General features: G+C 29.9%; 22 protein-coding genes, 1 tRNA gene and 1 pseudogene. 11 read left to right on the plus strand and 13 right to left on the minus strand.

The features are described 5' to 3' along the window. Positions 1–149 (plus strand): GldM family protein (locus tag BT151_RS19015; protein ID WP_171946662.1); only part of this gene is annotated, 149 nt, incomplete at its 5' end. A 520-nt stretch (positions 150–669) separates the two neighbouring features. On the opposite strand, the gene BT151_RS17690 is transcribed toward BT151_RS19015, so the two are convergent. The 3 genes from BT151_RS17690 to BT151_RS17700 all read right to left on the minus strand — a co-directional run bounded on the left by BT151_RS17690 (position 670) and on the right by BT151_RS17700 (position 7,640). Continuing rightward, entirely contained in the window at positions 670–4,770 is a 4,101-nt protein-coding gene (locus BT151_RS17690) for a hybrid sensor histidine kinase/response regulator transcription factor (protein ID WP_072403699.1), read from the minus strand. A 762-nt stretch (positions 4,771–5,532) separates the two neighbouring features. Continuing rightward, on the minus strand, positions 5,533–6,870 hold the full coding sequence (locus BT151_RS17695; RefSeq protein WP_072403700.1) for an exonuclease domain-containing protein: 1,338 nt from the start codon (positions 6,868–6,870) through the stop codon (positions 5,533–5,535). Further along, entirely contained in the window at positions 6,870–7,640 is a 771-nt protein-coding gene (locus BT151_RS17700) for an XRE family transcriptional regulator (protein ID WP_072403701.1), read from the minus strand. The genes BT151_RS17695 and BT151_RS17700 overlap by 1 nt, the downstream gene beginning before the upstream one ends. A 63-nt stretch (positions 7,641–7,703) precedes the next feature. Here BT151_RS17700 and BT151_RS19020 point away from each other — a divergent pair. Continuing rightward, positions 7,704–7,886 (plus strand): annotated as a pseudogene (locus BT151_RS19020) (Y-family DNA polymerase); the annotation flags it as partial. Between the two features lie 526 nt (positions 7,887–8,412). Here BT151_RS19020 and BT151_RS17705 read toward each other — a convergent pair. Further along, positions 8,413–8,485: transfer RNA gene (locus tag BT151_RS17705), tRNA-Lys, on the minus strand. Positions 8,486–8,629: 144 nt separating this feature from the next. Here BT151_RS17705 and BT151_RS17710 point away from each other — a divergent pair. Further along, on the plus strand, positions 8,630–9,151 hold the full coding sequence (locus BT151_RS17710) for a shikimate kinase (protein ID WP_072403702.1): 522 nt from the start codon (positions 8,630–8,632) through the stop codon (positions 9,149–9,151). Here BT151_RS17710 and BT151_RS17715 read toward each other — a convergent pair. Further along, a complete protein-coding gene (locus BT151_RS17715) occupies positions 9,143–9,646 on the minus strand; it encodes a phosphoribosyltransferase family protein (protein ID WP_072403703.1) in 504 nt (167 codons plus the stop codon). The genes BT151_RS17710 and BT151_RS17715 overlap by 9 nt on opposite strands. Positions 9,647–9,676: 30 nt before the next feature. Continuing rightward, the gene (locus BT151_RS17720; protein ID WP_072403704.1) at positions 9,677–10,048 is read right to left on the minus strand and encodes an RNA-binding S4 domain-containing protein; all 372 of its coding nucleotides are present in this window, start codon (positions 10,046–10,048) and stop codon (positions 9,677–9,679) included. A gap of 82 nt (positions 10,049–10,130) precedes the next feature. Here BT151_RS17720 and BT151_RS17725 point away from each other — a divergent pair, with 82 nt between their 5' ends. Further along, positions 10,131–11,081: an FKBP-type peptidyl-prolyl cis-trans isomerase gene (locus BT151_RS17725; RefSeq protein WP_072403705.1), complete on the plus strand. Its 951-nt coding sequence runs from the start codon at positions 10,131–10,133 to the stop codon at positions 11,079–11,081. 61 nt (positions 11,082–11,142) lie between these two features. Here the strand turns inward: BT151_RS17725 and BT151_RS17730 are convergent, their stop codons facing one another. After that, the gene (locus BT151_RS17730; RefSeq protein ID WP_072403706.1) at positions 11,143–11,727 is read right to left on the minus strand and encodes an outer membrane beta-barrel protein; all 585 of its coding nucleotides are present in this window, start codon (positions 11,725–11,727) and stop codon (positions 11,143–11,145) included. 215 nt (positions 11,728–11,942) lie between these two features. On the opposite strand from BT151_RS17730, the gene tgt reads away from it, so the two are divergent. From tgt to BT151_RS17760, 6 genes are all read left to right on the plus strand, one after another. Continuing rightward, a complete protein-coding gene (gene tgt / locus BT151_RS17735; protein WP_072403707.1) occupies positions 11,943–13,073 on the plus strand; it encodes a tRNA guanosine(34) transglycosylase Tgt in 1,131 nt (376 codons plus the stop codon). Between the two features lie 6 nt (positions 13,074–13,079). After that, the gene (locus BT151_RS17740; protein ID WP_072403708.1) at positions 13,080–14,156 is read left to right on the plus strand and encodes an LptF/LptG family permease; all 1,077 of its coding nucleotides are present in this window, start codon (positions 13,080–13,082) and stop codon (positions 14,154–14,156) included. Then, entirely contained in the window at positions 14,143–15,039 is an 897-nt protein-coding gene (locus tag BT151_RS17745; protein ID WP_072403709.1) for a DMT family transporter, read from the plus strand. The genes BT151_RS17740 and BT151_RS17745 overlap by 14 nt, the downstream gene beginning before the upstream one ends. A gap of 68 nt (positions 15,040–15,107) precedes the next feature. Further along, a complete protein-coding gene (locus BT151_RS17750; RefSeq protein ID WP_072403710.1) occupies positions 15,108–16,061 on the plus strand; it encodes an acetyl-CoA carboxylase carboxyltransferase subunit alpha in 954 nt (317 codons plus the stop codon). A gap of 168 nt (positions 16,062–16,229) precedes the next feature. After that, complete coding sequence (gene dnaB, locus BT151_RS17755) at positions 16,230–17,774, plus strand: replicative DNA helicase (protein ID WP_072403711.1); 1,545 nt, start codon at positions 16,230–16,232, stop codon at positions 17,772–17,774. Between the two features lie 134 nt (positions 17,775–17,908). Continuing rightward, positions 17,909–19,093, plus strand: coding sequence for an asparagine synthetase B (locus BT151_RS17760; protein ID WP_072403712.1), 1,185 nt, complete (start codon positions 17,909–17,911; stop codon positions 19,091–19,093). 13 nt (positions 19,094–19,106) lie between these two features. On the opposite strand, the gene BT151_RS17765 is transcribed toward BT151_RS17760, so the two are convergent. Then, positions 19,107–19,544 (minus strand): hypothetical protein, encoded by a 438-nt coding sequence (locus BT151_RS17765; RefSeq protein WP_072403713.1) that lies wholly within the window; start codon positions 19,542–19,544, stop codon positions 19,107–19,109. Between the two features lie 84 nt (positions 19,545–19,628). Here BT151_RS17765 and BT151_RS17770 point away from each other — a divergent pair, with 84 nt between their 5' ends. Further along, positions 19,629–20,051, plus strand: a complete 423-nt coding sequence (locus BT151_RS17770) for a secondary thiamine-phosphate synthase enzyme YjbQ (protein WP_072403714.1) — start codon at positions 19,629–19,631, stop codon at positions 20,049–20,051. Here the strand turns inward: BT151_RS17770 and BT151_RS17775 are convergent. The 5 genes from BT151_RS17775 to thrS all read right to left on the minus strand — a co-directional run bounded on the left by BT151_RS17775 (position 20,048) and on the right by thrS (position 24,210). Beyond that, positions 20,048–20,851 carry an HAD family hydrolase gene (locus tag BT151_RS17775; RefSeq protein WP_072403715.1) on the minus strand — a complete coding sequence of 268 codons (804 nt, stop codon included), beginning with the start codon at positions 20,849–20,851 and terminating at the stop codon, positions 20,048–20,050. The two genes, BT151_RS17770 and BT151_RS17775, sit on opposite strands and share 4 nt — an antisense overlap. A gap of 139 nt (positions 20,852–20,990) precedes the next feature. Then, entirely contained in the window at positions 20,991–21,335 is a 345-nt protein-coding gene (gene rplT, locus BT151_RS17780) for a 50S ribosomal protein L20 (RefSeq protein ID WP_072403716.1), read from the minus strand. Positions 21,336–21,435: 100 nt separating this feature from the next. Continuing rightward, positions 21,436–21,633 carry a 50S ribosomal protein L35 gene (gene rpmI, locus BT151_RS17785; protein WP_034040729.1) on the minus strand — a complete coding sequence of 66 codons (198 nt, stop codon included), beginning with the start codon at positions 21,631–21,633 and terminating at the stop codon, positions 21,436–21,438. Positions 21,634–21,697: 64 nt separating this feature from the next. After that, positions 21,698–22,243, minus strand: coding sequence for a translation initiation factor IF-3 (gene infC, locus BT151_RS17790; RefSeq protein ID WP_216231152.1), 546 nt, complete (start codon positions 22,241–22,243; stop codon positions 21,698–21,700). A gap of 32 nt (positions 22,244–22,275) precedes the next feature. Next, the gene (thrS, locus tag BT151_RS17795) at positions 22,276–24,210 is read right to left on the minus strand and encodes a threonine--tRNA ligase (protein ID WP_072403718.1); all 1,935 of its coding nucleotides are present in this window, start codon (positions 24,208–24,210) and stop codon (positions 22,276–22,278) included. Positions 24,211–24,568: the final 358 nt, after the last annotated feature.

The following is a 24,568-nucleotide window of genomic DNA, read 5'->3' on the forward strand; positions in this document are numbered from 1 at the left end:
GAAATAAGTTAGATAGTAGAGCAAAAGGTGCATTAAGCAAAGCAAAACGTGGATCAGATGTTCAAATATTTGAAATTGAAGCTAAAGCTAGTGGTATTAGCGTGATACTTAAAAAAGTATCTCCAGTTTTTGTTGAGCTAACAAATTAGAAAAACTCTATTTAGGGTGGTTTTTACCAAATCACCTTAAATATTGGTATGCAAAAAAAAAGGGGTGTTAGGTTTTAATAGGAGAATAAAATATCAAAGCTAACACTAGCAAGAAATACATTATCTGAATCAATGACTCATATAATCGTTTTTAAACGTACAAAAAGATAATAAAAAATATAGAAGTTACCGAGCCAAACCTTGTTTGGATATCTTATATTACTTTTATCCGAAGAACACTTGTTAGTAGTAACAGTCCAAACACAGGTATGTGGTTAATTACTTCAATAATATTTTTTATGCTTTAATGTATTAAAAGTAAACAAGTTAACTGATGCTGATCAGCTTTTTTTCTTATTATTAAAACCTAGTTAAGCAAAAATCAGTCTATGTTAAATTTGAAATTCTAAATATTCTGTTAACAGGAATGATGCATAATCGATTTTCTCTTATGCTTTTTTATCTTTAGAAATCCGTTTCAGTAAAATTCAATAAATTGTGAATGTTTAGTTCATAATAATTATTCGTGTTTCTTACTTTTAAACTGAGAAGGAACTTTGTTAAACTGTTCTTTAAATACCTGCCTGAAGTGTTTGATATCGTTATATCCAACCTCATATGAGACTTGAGAGATTGTTAAATCTCCTTCTTTAATAAGTTCTAATGCTTTATTTAATTTTACTCGAATGATGAATTTATTGATGGTGAGTCCTGTAACGGCTTTAAGTTTTCGGGATAGTGTAGCTCTATTCATTTTAATACTTTGAGCAACCATGTTTACATCTATAGAATCATTATTGATAAGCCCTAAAATAATGGACTCTAATTTATGTATAAATTCTTGCTCTTGCTCTAAAATTTTGGACTTGTTTTTAGAAAGATTACTTGGGATTTTTGTTTCTTTTAAAAAATATTTTCTTAATTTTTTTCTATTTCCTAAGATGTTTTTTATGCGAACCTTTAACAATTGACTGCTAAAAGGCTTTACTATATAATCATATGCTCCTTCTTCATATCCTTTTTTGATGGTATCAGAATTACCTTTTGCTGTAAGTAGTATAACAGGAATGTGGGTGGTTTCCATTGTTTTTTTCAAAGTGCTACAAAGCTCGATACCATTTATTTTAGGCATCATAATATCCGAAATAATAATATCAGGAATATATTCTAAAGCTTTATTTAAGCCTTCTTCACCATCGCTTGCGAAAATTAAATTATATTCTTCTTCTAGTAATTCTTTTAAGTAAGCTAAAATATCAGAATTATCATCAATTAATAAAACCACCTTTTTATTATCATCAAAAGAAATATTTGGTTCTAGATTAAGAAAAATTTCTTCTTCTTCTTCTTCTTCTTTTATCGTTGTAGAATTATCAGAAAAGAGTTTATCATTGATTATCGTTTGTTTTTCGTCTATGACTTTTGAGTTTTTTAATAATGAAAAATCTCTTGGTATGTAAAATGAAAATGTACTGCCTTTTTTAAGCTGACTTTTAATTTCAATACGTCCATTATGTAATTCAATAAAATTTTTAGTAAGCGTAAGTCCAATTCCTATTCCGTTTATACTTTTTGTAGAATTGGATTGATAAAATCCATTAAAAATATGTTCTATATCTTCTGGTGTTATACCTATACCAGTATCCTGTGTTTTTATATAAAAATTAGTGTCATCATAAGTTAAATCAACATGAATTTTACCTTTTTCTTTTGTGAATTTAAAGGCATTAGACAATAAATTGTTTACTATAATATGTAGTTTTTCTAGATCAAACCAAGCAAAAAAATCTTCTGTTGGACCAGAATAGCTCAATAAAATTTTTCTTTTTTTTGCTAATGGATTAAAGTTTTGTACCCATTGTTTTAAACAATTAGATAGATTGTGTTTTTCTATGGCTAATTTACTAAGGCCTAAATTATACTTTCTAAATTCTAAAAGTTGATTTATAGATTGTAATAAAACATTAGCATTATTTTGAATTAATATTAACTTTTCTTTTTGTTTTCTATTCTCTTCTTTTTTAATTAAATCTTCTATTGGTGCAATAATTAGAGTTAAAGGAGTTTTTAATTCATGTGAAAAATAAGTGTAAAACATGATTCTTTCTTCATTAAAATCGTGTTCTAATTGCCGTTGTTTCTTTTCAAATAAAAATGAATTCTTTAATTTTAAATGCTCAGAATAATACTTCATTAACCCCCATAAACTTAAACTTATAAGTATGACATAGCATAAAACAGCAATTGGGGTTTTCCAAAAAGGATGGTTAATTGTAATTTGTAAAGATTTTGACACTTCATCCCCAGTACCGAATTTTGCTTTAACTTTTAAGGTATAATCTCCAGGAGGCATATTGGTTAAGTTCACCTTTCCAGCTCCGTTTGTATTTATCCATTGGTCATGATAATTTTCAACTTTATATGAGTACATTGTATTTTTTACAAAGGGGTATTTTAAGGTAACATAGTCCAAAGAAAGAAATGTTTCATTGTGGCTAAGTGTTATATGATCTTCATATAAAATGGATTGATCTAGAATGCCTTTTTTATCTGTAATTGAGACTTTTTTATTTAAGACCTCTAAATTTTCGAACACAATAGGATGGGATTCTTTTTTGATTTTAATATTTCTTGGATTAAAAACATTTAATCCTTTATCTCCACCAAAATAAATAATACCTGATTCACTGATTATTGAAGAACCAATATTAAATTTACTTTTTTGGATATTATTGTAAGTTTCAAGATTGTATATTTCATTGTTAATGGGATTGTAATGGCTTATTCCTTTAAAAGTACCAAGCCAAATGCTTGAGTCGTTTTCAAAAATTATGCTACTAACCGTGTTATTGCTTAATCCATTACTTTCATTAAAATTAATTATTGTTTTGTTTTTTGGATTTAATCTAATAATGCCTTCATGTAAAGTTCCAGCTAAAATATCACCATTAGGAAGCGAAATAATAGAGTAAAAAACATCACTATTGAAACCTTTAATGTTTTTTGAGTTATATAATGATGAAACATTATTTATAAGGTCATATTTTACAATTCCAAGACCCTCTGTAGCTAACCACAAATAGCCATTTTTATCTTCACAAATATCTCGAACATAAATGCCATCTAATGAATGAATAAAATTAAATTGATCTTGAACTTCATTATAAATAAATAGACCACCCGTTTCTGTAGCAATCCAAATATTATTTTTAGAGTCTTCAAAAATAGCTCTTATATCATTTCCTCTTTCGGGATCATCCTTAAAGTAATGCTTGCATTTGCCTGTTTCAATATCCATTTTATTTAAACCACCTTGATAGGTGCCAATCCATAACCGTTTTTTTTGGTCTTCATGTAAGGAAATAATATAGTTATTGCTAATATTATGAGAACTGTGATCGTAATTTTTAAATATACCAGTATCGGTATTAAGGAAATCCACACCACTTCCATCAGTTCCAATCCAGATATTTTCATTAGTACTTTTAGCTAAAGCACTTATTCTATCATGACTAATGGATTTGCTACTGTTGTTTTTATGAATAAGTTTAATAGGCTCTCCTTTAGGGTTTACAAAATTTAATCCTGTACTTGTACCAATCCACATGTTGTTATTATTATCTTTTTTAATAGATAAAACAGTTCTGTTAAATACACTTGTGCCATCTTGATTTGGTAAATACCATTTTACTTTAAAACCTATTTTTTGAGATAAAAAGTCAGATTTATTAATAATATTTAATCCTCCATTTCGTGTTCCAATCCACATTTGTCCTAAATTGTCTTCTTCAAAACATAGAACATTATCATCACTTAGACCTTTGTCTCTAATTTCAGATTTTTTTAAATTTAAAGTATCTCCTTCTTTGGTAATGACATATAAACCATTATTAGTACCTACCCATATATTACCATTTTTTTCGGAGTAAACGGAGTTTATACTTGATGGCGAATCGTTATTATTTTGAATTAGAGGAATTCGGGTAGTTTCTTTAGTTTTAAGGTTTATTTTATTTAATCCATCATTTCTTGTTCCAACCCATACTATCGAATCAACTTCTTGAGTGATACAAGATATTTCATTTGATGAAAGTGAAAATCTATTTTTTTTGTTGTAAGTATAAGATTCTAGTTTACCGTCTTTATTAATAATTTGAATTCCTTTTTCTTCATACCCAATAATGATTTTATCTTTTTCATTATAATAAACACAGCTTAAGTTTTCCTTATTTAATTTATGCTCAACACTTAAATTTTTAAATTTTTCTAATTTTAAATTATAAATATTTAAACTATTAGCTGTTGCAAGTAGTAAATTACCATCTTTATTAACTTGGATTTGCTTGATAAAATTATTGCTTAGGGTGGAATTGTTTTTTTTGTATGTAACAAATTGAGTGCCATCATATCGATTTAAACCTTCAGGTGTTGCAATCCAAATAAATCCAAAATAATCTTGCTCTATATCCCACACACCATCATTAGATAGTCCAAATTCGGTATCAAGTAAATAAAAAGTCAAGTCTTTTTCTCCAGATAATGTTGGATTGTCTTTTTCATTTTGGCAGGTTAATGAAAAAGAGAACACTAAACATAATAGGTTAAAAAAAATTTTTTTCATTAAGTACATAGTGTGGAATAAATGAGTTCATTATTACAATTTATTAAAAAAAAATATTGTTTGAAACAAAAAAATACAACTAGTTTCAAGCCCTCTAATATTTTTTTAACAGTTTCAAAAATAGTTAAAACTATGCACTTTAGTTTGTTTTGTTTCTAAAAATTGGCTTTGTTTTGTTTTAGAACAAGCCATAAAAGAACATGGGTTTTAAACATATGGATGCAAGTACAAAACTTTGAAATTGGATTTTTTTTGTTTGTTTTTGATATAGTTAGTTCTTTAAAATACTCAAATTGATACTGTTTTTATAGTCATAAATAGATGATTTTAACTGCTAATGATAAGTAATAGCTAATAAATATAAATCGATCACAATTATTGAGCGTTTAAGTAGTGATAAACAAGGGAACAGTAATATTTATGTTCACATTAGGCAGTTAAAATATGTGTTTATTGGAAATGATAAATTAGAAATTTTCCTTCAGATAAAAAATTAATTTAAATAACCACAAAACAAGAGAAAGAAGGTGAATGTTTGGGCAATTAAAAAAATAGCTTTACAAGCAAATTTAGAATGTACTAGTTGTGAAAAAACGTGAATATATTCAAGTTTATTAGATTTTAACAGCAGAAGACCAAGCAAATTTTGCAATAAAGGCAAAACCTTTTTAATTCCAGTTAAGGTTTGGATAGTTTAAGAAATCTCCTTAACGGGGAAATACCATTATATAATAAAAGTGTGGTAATGCATTTAAAAGCAAATTATAGCTTAATGAGCTCTCTTCTAATGATTTTTTGAATATCAATATTATCCTTTTGCGGAATTAAAAATCGCTCCAAATCTTCTGACGAATTAATTTGTTCATTTATATCAATGAAACCATAACCTCTGTAGTTACTATTTTTAATCATAATAAAGGCTTGCTCATTTTCATTTCTGCCTTGTTGTTTTAGGATAACATCTTTAGACCTATTTTTAAGATAGTCAATAGCTTGGTTAACACGAATATTATATAATGCCTTTGATTCTGATGCTTTACAAATACCTTTGCAAGATTGAATTGAATAATGCGAACATTGTGCAACACCTTCCTGTAAATGACAATATTTTGGACACAAATCAAATTCCTTACAAAGGGCTTCTAAATATTGACGACATTCTTGAATACTGTATAGAATCTGGATTGGTTGGGGTGTTGATTTTAAGGTGTTATAGGCTAAATGGATGATGCCATTTCTGTCTTGGTAACGAAATATCGCATACGCTTTTGGTATACGTTTAGATGCTTGATTGTATTTTGGAAAATAATGCTTTATAGCGGCGTTTTCCATGAGTAATGCTATTGTTTCACTACCTGAAAGTTCAAAATCTACATCAGCAGTTTCTCTAGACAAATTAAGTTCTTTTTCCGTTTTACTATAAAAATGACTTAATACTCGCTTTTTAATGTCTTTTCCTTTTCCAACATAAATGATATGACCTTTTTTATCTTTAAAATAATACACCCCTGTTGCGTTTGGAAGCTGTTCAAAAGTTTCTTGTTTAAGATGTTTAGGCAGTGTGGTTTCTTTAGAGTCCTTTTTTAAAAAGGATTGAATAACGTCTTGAGCGTTTGGTTGATTCTGTAATATTTTAAAAAGGATGACAGTGGCTTCTGCATCTCCTCTGGCACGATGTCTACCAACAATAGTAATATCTAATACATCACATATTTTGCCTAAACTATAAGATTTATGACCAGGTAATAATTTTCGAGAAAGTCTAACGGTACAGAGTTTCTTTCTGTTGAAATTAATTCCGATAGATTTAAACTCATTTCTTATCACATTGTAGTCAAAATTAACACTATGTGCAATAAAAATAGCATCTTGAGTAATATCTAAAATAGATTCAGAAATCTCAGAAAATAAAGGTGATTTAGCTACCATGAAATCATCAATACCAGTTAAGGCAGTGATGTAGTCGGGAATTGGTAGCTCTGGATTTACCAGTGATGTAAATTCGTCAATCAATAAATCATTTTCATATCTAAAAATAGAGATTTCAGTAATCTTATTGCCAGCACCAGTAGTTTCTACATCAATTACGGTATAAATCATTATATTAATTTTTCTAAGGCTTTTAATTCAATACCAAGATCATTAAACATATTGATAATACTGCTAAATTTGAGTTCTTCCTCGCTATACTCTTGAGTATTTATGCTGCAAGTGAATTCCCAGAGTTCTAATACTTCGTTGATAGGAACACTATAGTCATTATATTTTTTGTTATCAGACATCAATAATAATGAATCATTAAAAGCAATATTATTTAAAACACGCTTATAAACCATACCATCATTTAAGGTGACTAAAACGTAAGTGCTTCCCGTTTTTATTTCACTTCTATCTTCCACAAAACGCCCTATAACAAATGAACCATCTTTCATGGGTAACATAGAATCGCCTTTGATTGGAAAAGCACGATGTTTTCCTGTGGGTAAAAAGGGTAATTTAATTCTTTGTAATTGCTCAATATATTCAGGATCATCGTAACCAGATAAATAACCAGCTGATGCTTTAATAGGAACAATTTCAATTAAATTTTCGTTTTCTGAATCCACTAAAATAGGAAATAATACACGTTGATTTCCAATTTCAATAAATGATGAATCCTCAGATTTTGTTAAATCATTTCTAAGTAAAATATCAATGGGTATTTTGAAGTAATCGGAAAGATTTATTAGAAACTCAATAGTAGGAGCGGAACGCCCTTCTTCGTATGAGCCAATTTTAGAACGTTTTACTCTTAATTTATTAGCCAACACTTCTTGAGTGAGGTTTTTGAGTTTCCTTAAATGTTTGATGTTTTTTGATATCAGTTTCATAACACTACAAATATAGGTAATAATTACTTTTATATGTAGCTAATTTTATTGCGTAAATAAAATATTTTACATCTTGATTTAGATACTTTTTTTGTGTCTTGTGAACGTTTAATTGATAGTCGTTTACAAAAGCGGCTTTTGTTAGTTGGGGGTATTTGAAATAGGGGTGTAGTAGCGACATTTAGTTATGAAACTAGATGTTTTGTTGTGCATTCAAGAATGTCAATGCGCTTTAGCAGAACGCTTATATGCTGAGGCTAATTGTAACTAATTAACTTATAGTTGATTATGGTTTATTACACAAATTATTTATTAATAAAAAACCATCATTAGGTACTAAGAAGTATCAAATTCTTGGAAATTCAGGGATTGATAAATTCAGCAATTTTAGCAAATTCCTTTTGAAATGGGCATAGTGTTTTGGATGTAAATTCTATTATCATTTAGAAGTGTGCCAATGGTTTTGATAATACACTTCCATTTCATGAAAGAAACCTATTTCTATTGAACTAAACCTTTAATAAATATATTATTGACGTTGTAAAGTTGCAAACTACCATTTTTGCAATGGATAAGAATTTGGTCTATCAATTACTTATAGGAAAAAATTAGCTTAGTGTATTGGTGTAAAAATTAGATATTCAGATTCTTGTTGACGATTTATGGCTTTTTAAAACTAAATAATATAAAATTAAATGATTGCCTAAAAGCTAAAAAACCTTGCTAATCATAAGATTAACAAGGTTTTGATTTCGGATAGTATCCGATTTAGTGACCGGGCTGGGGCTCGAACCCAGGACCCTTTCATTAAAAGTGAAATGCTCTACCAACTGAGCTACCAGGTCATTAATTATAAATGCTAACATATTGCTGTTAGCGGGTGCAAATATAAAATGTTTAATTAATAAAACAATACTTTTTTAAAAGAATTTTTTGTTTTTTTGCATCACTTAAATGTATGTTTTTAATAATCAATTTGTAACGTAAAAATGATATTAGTTTTAATTGGGTATATGGCTTCCGGAAAGTCGACTATTGGTGTGAAATTAGCTAAAAAATTAAAGTATGATTTTATAGATTTAGATGATTTTATTGAAAATAAAGAAAATTTATCTGTGAGTGATATTTTTAAATCTAAGGGAGAAATTTATTTTAGAAAGCAAGAATCGTTTTATTTAGAAGAATTATTACAAACAAAAACAAATGTTATATTATCTTTAGGAGGAGGAACGCCTTGTTTTGGAAATAACATGCAACTAATTTCAAATGCAAATAATGTTAGAAGCATTTATTTAAAATCTTCAATTCCAGCATTGGTAAAAAAACTTAGCAAGAAAAAAAACAAGCGCCCTTTAATAGCACACATTAAAACAGATGAAGCTTTAACAGAATTCATTGGAAAGCATTTATTCGAGCGCATTCCATATTATAGCAAAGCAGAAGTTCAAATAAATACAGATAATAAAACAAAAAAGGAAATAGTAAAAGAGATTCTATTAGAGTTATTCTAAAACAGCCTCAAATGCTTTTCCTTCTAAAACCACATTTACATGCTCTTTTAATGATGTAGAAAGCGAAATACCTTTAAAATCTGCTTTGACTGGATATTTTTTATGATTTCTATTAACCAAAACAGCAGTTTTAAATTGTTTTAAAGGGACATTTAAAAAATGTTTAACACCATAAATTAGTGTAGTACCAGAGTTTAAAACATCATCAACAAGAATTAAAGATTTATTTTTGTAGTCTTCTGGTGTAATAGAAGTTTTTATATCTAACCAAGGATTTTTTTTATCAATAATAACCTTACAAAGTATCGGGTTAATGTCAGATATTTTTTGAAGTGCTAATTTTAATTTTTTAGCAAAAATATATCCGTTTTTATCAATACCAGCCAAAATAATTTCTTTTTCATTAACATTATTTTCGTAAATCTGAAAAGCAATACGTCTTATTTTATGATTAATTTCATCATGATTAAGTATTACATTATTCTTAACAGTCATAATAATTGGTTGAAAAATTAAACTATAAAATTACTCATTTTCATCTGTAAAATCATCAATATCTCTTCTATCTTTTTTAGTTGGTCTTCCAACACCTTTTTTCCTATAATAATCTTTCGAATATTTTAAAAGTTCTTTAGCTTCAAACTGTTCTTTAGGCGTAATATCTGTTCTATAGATATCAACTAATTTTGCGCCAACTCTACTTTCAGGAATATCATTAACAGTAAGTTTATAGTTTATTTGTTCTTTTCGTAGCATAATAGTATCCTGCGGGTATACCTCTCTACTTGGCTTTGCTACTTCTTGGTTTATACGCACTTGCCCTTTCTTACAAGCTGTAGTCGCTAAAGTTCTTGTTTTGTAATACCTAATGCACCATAAATACTTGTCTATTCGCATATAATTATTCTAAAAACTACGTTAATGTTCTTGTGCAAGATTGTATTAAAATTGTATCTTGCGACCTCAAAAATAAGCAATAATGAGAAAAGGAAAAGTAGCTTTATTAATTTTATGTTTAATAGTTGGTTTTTTGTCTTGTAATAAAGATGATGGCGGAGGAACAACAGTAGTTGAAATAAGAGATAGAGCAGAACAGCAAATAGTTGATAATGACTCTATAATTGGTTATTTAGAAACACATTATTATAATTCTAGTGCTTTTGATGCTTCTAATACAAACCCAAACACTAAAGATTTAGTTATTTCAAAACTAGAAGAAGGTGAAGTTTTAGAAGATGGAAATACATTGTTAATTGATGCTGTTGAAACTAAAACAGCTGTTTATGCTGAAACAAATTACACCTTTTATATTCTTAAATTAAATCAAGGTGGAGGAGAAGATATGCCAAAATTTGCAGATCAAGTACGTGTAAAGTATGAAGGTTTCACCTTAGATAACGAAATTTTTGATAGTGCAATAACACCAGTAAGTTTTGATTTAACTTCATTAGTACCAGGTTGGAGAAAAGTTATACCGTTTTTTAATACTTCTGAATCTTTTGATGATAATGGAGATGGAACAGTTAGTTATTCAAACCACGGTGCAGGTGTTATGTTTTTACCTTCAGGTTTAGGATATTTTTCAAATGCTACTGTAGGTATAGGTGCCTATTCACCAATAGCTTTTAAATTTGATTTATTACAAATGGAAGAAAATGACCATGATGGTGACGGTGTTCCTTCTTATAATGAAGATTTAAATGGTGATGGAGAATTTAGTGTTAATTTCTCAGATTTAGCAGATGAAACAGATGATGATACAGATGGTGATGGTACTCCAGATTATGCAGATGCAGACGATGATGGCGATGGTATTCCAACTATTTATGAAGATTTAAATAAAGATGGAGATCCAACTAATGATATTGGTTCTAATGGAATCCCAAATTATTTAGATCCTGAAGAAATAGGTTCAAATAGAAATAATTAAATTAAGATAAAAACAAAAACCTCGCAATTGCGAGGTTTTTGTTTTTATAAATAATCGGGTATTATAAAATTAAGGATAAACTCAAAATTAATTGATCAGGCCTCGTATCCAATCTACTGGTTCCAATACCATTATTACCTAAAAAGGTAGCTTCATTATCGCTAAATCCACGTTCGTATCTTAAATCAATACCTAATTTATTTAAGTTAAGACCAATACCAAAATTTAGCCCAACTGTAAAATCATTTTCTACATCATTTATTGCAATACCATCAAACTCAGTCTCTAAAATGTATTGAAATGATGGGCCTCCAAATACACTAATAGGTCCTAATACTTTTAAACCAATTAATAAAGGTGCATCAAGTTTTTGCATTTTAAAGTCATTATTATCATATTCACTTTTTGTACTTGTATAAACTAGTTCTGGTTTGAAATAAACTTGATTTCCAATTTTTCCAAATATACCAAAATGATAGCCTACATTTCTATCTGGATTTTTGGCATTATCACCTATAGACTCAAAGTAATCACCATTGGCATTGTAATTTAAACCGGCTTTTAAACCAATACCAGTTGCAGTTTGTGCTATTGAAGTGGTTGGAATAATAATAGCAATCAATAAAATAAAAAATAAATTTCTCATAATTGTTCGTTTTAAGATTTCGTTTATATAATCAAAAACGTTGCCAAAACCATATTATTTTCTTTTTATTGTAATCATTTTCATTTTTCATCTGTTCACTTACTTCAATATCTAAAATTTTATAATTAGGAATTAATCAACCTACATATTAATGTAAGAATCTTATTTTAAAATTAAAAAAATATGTAGGTTTGCCGATTGAAGTAATGATTTATATGAAATTTGAATTAAAAGCAAAAGATACTCAAAGTAAAGCTAGAGCAGGAAAAATAACGACAGATCATGGAGTTATAGAAACACCAATTTTTATGCCTGTTGGAACAGTAGCAACTGTAAAAGGTGTACATCAACGTGAGTTAAAAGAAGAAATAAATCCAGATATTATTTTAGGTAATACCTATCATTTATATTTAAGACCGCAAACTCAAGTTTTAGAAAAAGCTGGCGGATTACATAAATTTATGAATTGGGATAGAAATATTTTAACCGATTCTGGAGGGTATCAAGTCTATTCTTTATCTGCAAATAGAAAAATTAAAGAAGAAGGCGTTAAATTTAAATCTCATATTGATGGTAGCTACCATACGTTTACACCAGAAAATGTAATGGAAATTCAGCGTACTATAGGAGCAGATATTATTATGGCTTTTGATGAATGTACGCCATATCCTTGCGATTATAATTATGCAAAACGCTCGATGCACATGACGCATAGATGGTTAGATAGATGTATAAATCATTTAGAAAAAACACCCCTTAAATACGGATATAATCAAGCTTTTTTTCCAATAGTTCAAGGAAGTACTTATAAAGATTTACGTATGCAATCCGCAGAATATATTGCGAATTCTGGAGCAGTTGGAAACGCCATTGGAGGATTATCTGTAGGTGAACCTGCAGAAGAAATGTATGCGATGACCGATGTGGTTTGCTCAATTTTACCAGAAGATAAACCTCGTTATTTAATGGGCGTAGGCACACCAATCAATATTTTAGAAAATATTGCGTTAGGTGTAGATATGTTTGATTGTGTAATGCCAACACGTAATGCTAGAAATGGTATGTTGTTTACTGCTTTTGGTTCTATAAATATTAAAAATTTAAAATGGGCAGAAGATTTTTCTCCTATTGATGACATGGGAATTACATTTGTAGATACAGAATATAGTAAAGCTTATTTAAGACATTTGTTTACGGTTAACGAATTGTTGGGTAAACAAATAGCAACCATTCATAATTTAGGTTTTTATTTATGGTTGGTTCGCGAGGCTAGAAAACATATATTAGCAGGAGATTTTAAAACTTGGAAAGATAAAATGGTTAAACAAATGGATAATCGTTTATAATTATAAATGAAGATTTTAGATTGGTACATATTAAAGCGCTATTTGTTTACATTTTTCATGATGTTATTCCTGTTTATTCCAATAGGAATAACTGTACATTTAGCTGAAAAAATTGGAAAAATTCTTGAAAATGAAGTTCCTTTTGGTGAAGTTTTATTGTATTTACTGGACTTTACAATCTATTTTGCACATTTACTATTTCCATTATTTTTATTCTTATCCGTTATTTGGTTTACCTCAAAATTAGCCAATAATACTGAGGTTATAGCCTTTTTAAGTTCAGGAGTTTCATTTTCTCGTTTTTTAAGACCATACATGATAGGCGCTACTATAGTAGGTATACTAGCCATTATTCTTGGTTTATATTTAGCACCAAAAGCCAGCGAGGGCTTTAATGATTTTAGTTACAAATATTTAAAAAAGGGAGCAAGTACAGTCGAAAATACTAATGTATTTAGGCAAATAAATGACAACGATATTATATACGTAAGTAGTTTTGATGTTAAAAATAGCAACGGTAGTAATTTTACTTTAGAACATTTTGAGGAAAATGAGCTTAAATTTAAAATCACAGCCAGTAGTATTAAATACATTGAAAAAGATACGCTTTACAGATTAACAAATTATGTAAAACGAACTATTGGCGAAAATGAAGACGAATTAGAAATAGTTAGAAGAAAAGATACACTGTTTAGTTTTGATGTTGATGATTTAATACCAGTTATTTATGCTGCAGAAACTAAAATGTATGGCGATTTAAAACAGTTTATTGCAAAAGAAGAAGCCCGTGGTTCTTCAAACGTGGGGCGTTTTAAATTAGTTTTGTATAGAAAATGGAGTTTACCAGTTTCAGTATTTATATTAACTATTATTGCTTTGGCAGTGTCGTCTAAAAAACGTCGAGGAGGTATGGGGATTAACTTAGCGGTTGGTATATGTATTGCTATGGTTTTTGTATTCTTCGATAAAATTTTTGGAGTTATGGCAGAACAATCTGATTTTCCACCTATTATTGCTGTATGGTTTCCAAATATCATTTTTGGTATTTTAGCTATTTATCTTTTGTATAATGCAAAACGCTAAACTTAAAAATTATCTCCATCTTCATCTTTTAGTTTTTATAGCTGGCTTTACTGCAGTTTTAGGCGAATTAATTACTATAACAGCAGTGCCTTTAGTTTGGTACAGAATGGTAATAGCTTCTATTTTAATGTTTTTATATATTAAAATTGCAAAAGTTAAATTAAAAATTAATCCCAAAACTATACTCAGACTTTCAATAGCCGGTATCATAATCGCTTTACATTGGATTACGTTTTTTGGAGCTATAGATGAAGCCAACATTTCTATTGCTTTAGCCATGTTTTCAACAGGTGCTTTTTTTGCATCTTTCATAGAACCCATAATCTATAAACGTAGTATTATATGGTATGAAATTGTTTTTGGAGTTATTGTAATTATTGGTGTTTATGTAATAACACAAAGTGAAATGAAATACCTTACAGGCATTCTTTTGGGAATTTCATCTGCTTTTTTTTCTTCGTTATTCGCCGTTTTAAACGGAAGCTTTTTAAAGCAAAATACAGCAACTGTGATTTCATTTTATGAATTTTTAAGCGGTGTTTTATTTATATCGATCTACATTTTATGTTTTGGAGATGGTTTTTCAGCAGATTTTTTTAATATCAGTAAATCAGATTTTGGTTATCTTTTCATATTAGCATCAATTTGTACCGCTTACGCATTTATAGCATCAGTATATGTTATGAAAATAATTAGCCCGTATTCAGTGGTTTTAACTTATAATTTAGAACCTGTTTATGGTATTATTCTAGCGCTTATTTTGTTTCCAGAGAAGGAAAAAATGAGTACCTCTTTCTATTATGGAGCAGTAATAATTATTGGCGTAGTATTATTAAATGCAATTTTAAAATATGATAGAAAGCTAAAAAGAAACCATTCTTAATGCTCTATAAAAATTAAAGTTTTTATATTTGTGCCCTAACTTGATTAAAGCAAACTAATAAAATTCTTATGGAATATTTAGAATTTGAACTCCCTATAAAAGAACTAGAAGACCAGTTACAAAAGTGTAAGATAATTGGTGAAGAAAGTGAAGTTGATGTTACAGAAACTTGTGACCAAATTGAAAAGAAGTTAAAAGCAGCTCAAAAAGATATATATAAAAACCTTTCTCCTTGGCAAAGAGTGCAGTTATCTCGCCATCCAAACAGACCTTATACTTTAGATCATATTAAAGCTATTTGTGGAAATTCTTTTTTAGAATTACATGGAGATAGAAGCTTTAAAGATGATAAAGCCATGATTGGTGGTTTAGGAAAAATTGGCGACCAAAGTTTTATGTTTATAGGTCAGCAAAAAGGATATAATACGAAAACACGTCAGTATAGAAATTTTGGAATGGCAAATCCAGAAGGCTATAGAAAGGCATTACGCTTAATGAAGTCTGCTGAAAAATTTGGAATTCCTGTAGTTACTCTTTTAGATACTCCTGGAGCATACCCAGGTTTGGAAGCTGAAGAACGCGGACAAGGAGAAGCCATAGCCAGAAACATTTTAGAAATGACTCGCTTAAAAGTACCAATAATTACTATTGTAATTGGTGAAGGAGCATCAGGTGGTGCATTAGGCATTGGAGTAGGAGATAGAGTATTAATGTTGGAAAACACATGGTATTCTGTAATTTCACCAGAATCATGTTCTTCAATATTATGGCATAGTTGGGAGTATAAAGAACAAGCCGCAGAAGCCTTAAAGCTTACTGCAGCAGATATGAAAAGACTTAAGATAGTTGACGAAATTATAAAAGAACCTCTTGGAGGAGCTCACAGAGATCGTGAAAAAACGTTTACATCGGTTAGCAATGCTATTTTAAAATCTTATGAAGTTCTTAAAAACTTATCACCAAAAGATTTAGTTTCTCAGCGTATGGAAAAATATGCTCAAATGGGAGTCTATAAAGACTAAGGCTTTTAAAAATCATAGTATAAAAAAATCTGAAGTTTTTCGCTTCAGGTTTTTTTATGCTTATTCACAATATTTTCAAGTTATTAACAGTTAAATTGTTAACTATTGGTTAACAATGATAGCATCAATAAAACTCAATATACTTTCTTTTTAATTACTTTCGTAGCTATGAAACAACCCAATCAATTAACAGGATACAAAGTTGATAAAAGCACCTTAATCAGTCTTGAGAAAGGGAAAATACCTCCTCAAGCACTTGACTTAGAAGAGGTTGTGCTTGGGGCAATGATGATTGATAAGAAAGGTGTTGATGAGGTTATTGATATTTTAAGTCCAGAAGCATTTTATAAAGAAGCGCATCAACATATTTTTGAAGCAATTTTTCATTTGTTTGAAAACAGTGAGCCAGTCGACTTATTAACCGTTTCTACACAGTTAAAGAAAAATTCTAAGTTAGAACTTTCAGGAGGTGATTTTTACCTTATTTCTTTAACTCAAAAAGTATCCTCATCTGCACATATTGAGTTTCATGCACGTATTATTTTGCAGAAATTTATTCAACGAAGCTTGATTAAGATTTCAAGTGAAATTATTGAAGATTCTTATGATGAAACAAAAGATGTTTTTGATTTATTGGACATGGCAGAATCGAAATTATATGAAGTTACACAAGGGAATATTAAAAAATCTAGTGAAACAGCACAAGATTTAGTTATCCAAGCCAAAAAGAAGATTGAAGAAATTTCAAATAAAGAAGGTTTAAGTGGAATTCCAACTGGATTTAATAAGCTAGATAAATTAACTTCTGGTTGGCAACCATCAGATTTAATTATTATTGCTGCACGTCCAGGTATGGGTAAAACGGCTTTAACATTATCAATGGCACGTAATATCGCTGTAGATCAAAATATACCAGTAGCATTTTTCTCTTTAGAGATGGCTTCGGTACAATTAATTACCCGTTTAATTTCTAGTGAAACAGGATTATCATCAGAAAAACTAAGAACAGGAAAATTAGAAAAACACGAGTGGGAACAACTTAACGTAAAAGTAAAAGGCTTAGAAAAAGCACCTTTATTTATTGATGATACGCCTTCGCTTTCAATTTTCGATTTACGTGCAAAGGCACGTCGTTTATCTTCACAACATGGTATAAAACTTATCATGATTGATTATTTGCAGTTGATGACAGGCGGGAATAGCCATGGTGGGAATCGTGAGCAAGAAATCTCTATGATTTCGAGAAACCTTAAAGCTTTAGCAAAAGAGTTAAATATACCTGTTATTGCATTATCACAATTATCACGTGCAGTTGAAACACGTGGTGGTAGTAAACGACCATTACTTTCAGATTTACGTGAATCTGGAGCAATTGAGCAAGATGCCGATATTGTAAGTTTTATTTACAGACCTGAGTATTATAAAATTGATGAATGGGATGATGAAGAACGTTCTCCAACCGAAGGACAAGGTGAGTTTATAGTTGCTAAACACAGAAATGGTGGTTTAGAAAGCATCCGTTTAAAGTTTATTGGGCATTTAGGTAAGTTTGATAATTTAGATGATTTTGATTCTCCTTTCGAGTTTCATTCTAAAATGAATGCTGCAGCAAATGATGATACTTTTAAAGCAGATAATTTTAAAGCAAGTCCAAATGAAGCTTTTGGTAGCTCGTTTAATGATGATGACGATGATAACGATGTACCATTTTAAAAACTAAACTCCTGTTAAACAATATTAGATAAAAGCATTTTTTGATTATCTTTCGGTCTATGAAAAAGACCCTATTAATCATTTTACTCCTATTTATTTCTGTAAAAGCCTTTGCATCTTACATCTTAGTTCCCATGGATGTCGAGAGCCAAAAAAATCATTTAAAAGCTTACGGTATAACTTACTGGACACTCAATAAAGAGTTAAAAGTAAAATGGTTACTTAATTACAGAGGTGGTTCTTTTTTATTACCAGATTTAGATGATATTCAACGCGAATGTCAAATCCGCGGTGTTTCTTTCGAGGTTATTTCCAATGAAAAAGCTGAAAGTATTTTAGAAGAAATTAGTAGCCCAAGTCAAAACATGGAAGCTGTAGTTTTAGAAAAAGCTCCTAAAATTGCAGTTTATACACCCAATGGTAAGCAACCTTGGGATGATGCAGTAACAATGGTTTTGCAATATGCAGAAATTCCTTATGAAACCATTTATGATGAAGAAGTACTAAATGATGGACTATTACTTTTTGATTGGCTACACTTGCATCATGAAGATTTTACAGGACAGTTTGGTAAATTTTATGCTCAGTACAGAGCATCATCATGGTATATTGAAGAGAAAAAAGAAGCTGAAGCATTAGCAGAAAAACTAGGGTACAGCAAAGTATCTGATGAGAAATTAGCCGTGGCTTTAAAAATTCGTGACTATGTTATTGGCGGAGGTTTTATGTTTGCTATGTGTAGCGCTACCGATAGTTTTGATATTGCATTATCTGTTGAAGGGGTTGATATTTGCGAACCCATGTTTGATGGTGACGGAAGTGATCCAGGATATCAAAATAAAATAGACTATAACAAAACCTTTGCATTTACAAATTATACTTTAGAGAGAAGTCCATTAATTTATGAGTTTTCATCTATAGATATGACAAGAAAAAGAATGATTCCTCAAACAAGTGATTATTTCTCACTTATGGATTTTTCAGCAAAATGGGATCCTATTCCAACCATGTTATGCCAAAATCATACCTCATTAGTTAAAGGCTTTATGGGACAAACAACTTCATTTACTAGAGATGAAATTAAATCTAATGTTTTGGTAATGGGAGAAACAAAATCTAATGGAGAAGCTAAATACATTCACGGTATAAAAGGCAAAGGATTTTTTACATTTTATGGTGGACACGATCCAGAAGATTATCAGCATAGGGTAGGAGATGCCAAAACAGAACTTGATTTACACCCAACTTCTCCTGGTTACCGATTGATATTAAACAATGTTTTATTCCCAGCGGCTAGAAAAAAGAAACAGAAAACTTAAAAAGTTATATTTTTTATTCAGTTACTACAATTTTTTTAAAGGTATAAATATAGCCATCTGCTAGAGTTCCATTGGAAGTTTCATTCTCGTTTATAACAAGTTGATTTTGTGAAACAGTAAAACGCCCAATTTCATTAGAGCCAACAATTAAGAACAAATTGGATCCTTTCTGTAAAACAGAATAATTATAATTACCAGAATCTAAACCATCTGGTTTAGTGTCATTATCATTATTATTTTCAACATTTAGAGTTGATGTTGTTTCATTAAATATCCATTTAACAGTATTTTCTGAAAAATCTTCATCTATTCCAGCAACACCTCCACTTACATTATCTAAACTCCAATAAGTAATTATTACTATAGGAGTAGTATCATTGTCATTATTATTTATAGAACAATTTGTGAAAGTAATAAAACTAATAAGCAGTATTAATGTGTAGTATTTCATGTTTTTTTAATTTCTATTATGTAGATGAAAAGGATTTAAAATGGTTGCGCATAAATTATAGAATTTTAAATGTAAATTTGAAATATGAAGTTTTTTCAAAAAGAAATAAAATTACAACCATATAAAAGAGGTTTTCATTTGATTACTGATTCTGTTTTAACAGCAATTCCAGAAATTTCACAAATTAATATTGGTCAATTGCAAGTGTTTATTAAACATACATCGGCAAGTTTAACTATAAATGAAAACGCAGATTATACAGTAAGAGGTGATTTTGAAAGCCATTTTAATATAATGGTTCCAGAAAATGCTAAACATTATAAGCATACTTATGAAGGACCAGATGATATGCCTGCGCATATAAAATCTTCTTTACTTGGATCATCAGTAAATATACCTATAACAAAAGGAGAACCTAATTTAGGAATTTGGCAAGGGATATATTTATGCGAACATAGAGATTATGGTGGTTCAAGAAATATTGTTATAACTGCTTTTGGAAGTTAACTTTTAGATTTAATAAGTTTTTCTAAAATAAATTCAACTCCAAAATCATCATTGCTTTTGGTTATATAGTTTGCAATTTCTAATATATTAGAATGTGCGTTTTCCATAGCAAAGCTATATGTTGCAAGTTTTAGCATTTCTAAGTCATTATTGTAATCACCAAAAACGAGTGTTTCATCACTTGTAATGCTAAATTTTTTCTGAAGTAATTCAATAGCATGTCCTTTATTAGCCAAATCATCAGATAAATCCACCCAATGTTTTCCAGATATTTTAACTTTATAATTTGGTTCTAGATGTTTAAAATGAGGATATATATGTTTTTCTGAATCTTCTTGATTGTATAATGCAATTTTAATAATCTCTTCTTTAACCTCAGTAATACTATCAATAATGCTTGAAGTTGGGTAGTATTCAGATAAGAATTTGATTTGACTATTTGAACTACTTTTAAAATAGGCTTTTGATGGTGTACAAAAAACAGGGTGAATGTTTTCATTTGAGTCAATTAGTAATTCAATTTCCAATAAACCATCTTTTTTAATTGGTGTTGTTAAAAGGAGTTCATCTTGTTTCATGACAATACCACCATTTTCAGCAACAATTATAATATCATCTTTTATAGAATTTAACTTATCAATAATACTGTAGTAAGGTCTACCACTAGCTGCAACAAATAGAATGTTGTGCTTTTTTAGTTCTTCAAATAAATCAAAAAATAAGCTGCTAACTTCATGATTGGAATTTAATAATGTGCCATCCATATCTGTGACAACTAATTTAATTTGAGATAGGTTCATATAGTTATTTTGATTTACAAACTTAATATTCCTTTAATTAAAGGATGTTTCTAAGATATTAATTAATAAAAAAAGTCCAACTCAAAAGAGATGGACTTTTTATTAAGCGAATAATATGTTTTACAATAGGCAAAAAGCCTTATTTTACTTTCTCTACTACAGCTTTAAAAGCCTCAGGATTATTCATAGCTAAATCTGCTAAAACCTTACGGTTTAATTCAATATCATTAGCTTTTAATGCTCCCATAAATTGAGAATAAGATAAACCGTATTCTCTGGCTCCAGCGTTAATACGCGTAATCCATAAAGCACGGAATGTTCTTTTTTTGTTTCTACGGTCTCTGTACGAGTATTGCATCGCTTTATCAACCGCATTTTTTGCTACTGTCCAAACGTTTTTACGACGTCCAAAGTAACCTTTTGCTTGTTTAAGAACCTTTTTTCTTCTGGCTCTTTTTGCTACAGAATTTACTGATCTTGGCATAATTTTAATTGTTTTTTGTAGTAGGCGGTTAATTACTTAACACTTTTTTAATTTGCCTAACTCCAGGGTTTATAAATTGTTTTAACCGGTTAAAACGTTATTACTTTAAACGTAACATTGTTTTAACATTATTCTCGTCAGCCTTATGTACTAATGTATCATGAGTTAACGCTAGCTTACGCTTTTTAGACTTCTTTGTTAAGATGTGACTTTTAAAAGCGTGCTTTCTTTTTATCTTACCAGTACCTGTTAACTTAAAACGTTTTTTGGCACTAGATTTTGTTTTCATTTTAGGCATTTTCTTTTCCTAGTTTTAATTATTTCGCTTAATTATCTTTAATCCCTGAACTATTCAGAGTATTTTACTTTCTTGGAGCAATAAACATAGTCATACGTTTACCTTCTAATCGAGGCATTTGCTCTACTTTACCAAATTCTTCAAGGTCTTGTGCTAAACGAAGTAACAAAATTTGACCTTGTTCTTTGAATATGATTGATCGTCCTTTAAAGAATACAAAAGCTTTAAGCTTTGCGCCTTCTTTTAAAAACTTCTCAGCATGTTTCTTTTTAAAATCGTAATCATGATCATCTGTTTGTGGACCAAAACGAATTTCTTTTATGATAACTTTAGTGGCTTTAGATTTTAAAGCCTTATCACGTTTCTTTTGTTCGTAAAGAAACTTTTTATAATCCATAACCTTACAAACAGGAGGCTCAGCATTTGGCGAAATCTCTACAAGATCTAATCCTTGTTCATCTGCTATTCTTAAAGCATCTCCTTTGGTATAAATACCAATTTCTATGTTGTCTCCAACAAGACGCAGTTTTTGCGCAGTAATTTTAGAGTTAATCTTATGTTTATCCTCTTGTGAAACCCTTCTAGGTTGCTGTCTTCTTCTAATTGCTATGGCTTTATGGTTTTAAATTAAACTTATTATTTTTAAAACGATTTTAACGTTTTCTTTATTTCTTGTTTTATTATTTCAGAGAAAGTTTCTACAGAAATCATACCTAAATCTTCACCACCATGTTGGCGTACGGTAATCTTTCCTTCTTGCTCTTCTTGCTCGCCTATGATAATCATATAGGGGTGCTTCTGCATTTCGGCTTCCCTAATTTTCTTACCAATAGTTTCATTTCTATGGTCTACGAGGGCGCGAATTTCGTCATTTTCTAGCAAATTTAAAACTTTTTCAGAGTATTTTTCATATTTCTCACTAATTGATAAAATAATTGCTTGTGTTGGCATAAGCCAAAGCGGGAAATTACCTCCTGTATGTTCTAATAATAATGCTACAAAACGTTCCATACTTCCAAAAGGAGCACGATGTATCATAATAGGTCTGTGTAATTCATTATCACTGCCTTTATATGTTAATTCGAAACGTTCTGGTAAGTTGTAATCTACTTGTATAGTACCTAATTGCCAACGTCTTCCTAAGGCATCTTTAACCATAAAGTCTAACTTAGGACCGTAAAAAGCAGCTTCGCCAGGTTCAATCACATAATCTAAACCTTTATCGTTTGCTGCATTAATAATGGCTTGCTCTGCTTTTTCCCAGTTTGCAACATCACCAATATATTTGTCGGGATTTTCTGGATCCCTTACAGAAACTTGTGCGGTAAAGTTTTCAAAACCTAAAGATCCAAATACATAAAGGACTAAGTCAATAACATCTTTAAACTCTTTATCTAATTGTTCGGGTGTACAAAATAAATGTGCATCATCTTGAGTAAAACCTCTTACACGAGTTAATCCATGTAGTTCACCACTTTGTTCATATCTATAAACAGTACCAAATTCAGCAAAACGCTTAGGTAAATCTTTGTAACTCCACTGGCTACTTTTATATATTTCACAGTGGTGAGGACAGTTCATAGGTTTTAATAAAAACTCCTCGTCTTCTTTTGGTGTTTTAATAGGTTGAAAACTATCTTCTCCATATTTAGCATAATGTCCAGAAGTTACGTAAAGTTCTTTCTGTCCAATATGTGGTGTAATAACCATTTCATAACCTGCTTTCTTTTGTGCAGCTTTTAAAAAGTTTTCTAAACGTTCGCGTAAAGCAGCACCTTTAGGCAACCAAAGAGGCAAACCTTGTCCAACTTTTTGTGAAAAAGTAAAAAGTTCTAACTCTTTACCTAGTTTTCTATGGTCTCGCTTTTTCGCTTCTTCTAGTAATTCTAAATATTCGGTAAGTTCCTTTTGCTTCGGGAACGAAATAGCATAAACACGAGTAAGTTGCGGATTATTTTCATTACCTCTCCAATAAGCGCCAGCAACACTTAAAATTTTAACCGCTTTTATAATACCTGTATTAGGAATATGTCCACCACGGCATAAATCAGTAAATGTAGAGTGGTCACAAAATGTAATAGTACCATCTTCTAAATTCTCAATTAGCTCAGTTTTAAATTCATTACCTTTATATAATGATAACGCTTCAGTCTTTGTTGCAGAACGCATTTTAAAATCGTGCTTTCCTCTAGCAATTTCTAACATTTTGTTTTCAATCGCTTTGAAATCTTTCTCAGAGACACTATGTTCCCCAAAATCCACATCATAGTAAAACCCATTTTCAATCGCAGGACCAATAGTAAGTTTAGCTTTAGGATATAATTCCTCAATAGCTTGAGCTAATACGTGAGCAGAACTATGCCAAAAAGCAGTTTTACCTTCATCATTATTCCAAGTAAATAAAACTAACGAGCCATCGGTGGTTAAAGGGGTCGCAGTTTCAATAGTAGTACCATTAAAACTCGCCGAAATTACATTTCTTGCAAATCCTTCACTTATGCTCTTAGCAACATCCATTGGTGTAACGCCTTCATCAAACGTTTTCACACTGCCATCAGGTAATGTTATATGTATCATTAAAATAAATTAAATTCAGGCTGCAAAGATAATAGTATAAACAAACCCACACAATATATATATAAGTATAATTTTTTTGTTTTGTGCGTTCCCCCATTTAGGGGTCTGGCTTTACATTATATCTTTTTTTAAAAAGTAAAAAAGGATGCCATTACAATCCCTAACGCGGGGTTAGTGTAAAGGGATTTTGGTTTAATCAGGAGTTTGAGATACTCTAATAAGGTCTCCTTATATAATATAGCTATCTAATCAAAACCCTACAATTTTATTAGTCTATATATATAGACTAATAAAAAACCATTCTCTTAAAGGGGGTTTTAGGGGATATGATCTCAAAAAGGCCAAGATAAATCAGTTT

Source organism: Flaviramulus basaltis, assembly GCF_900114265.1.
Taxonomy (GTDB): Bacteria; Bacteroidota; Bacteroidia; order Flavobacteriales; family Flavobacteriaceae; genus Flaviramulus; species Flaviramulus basaltis.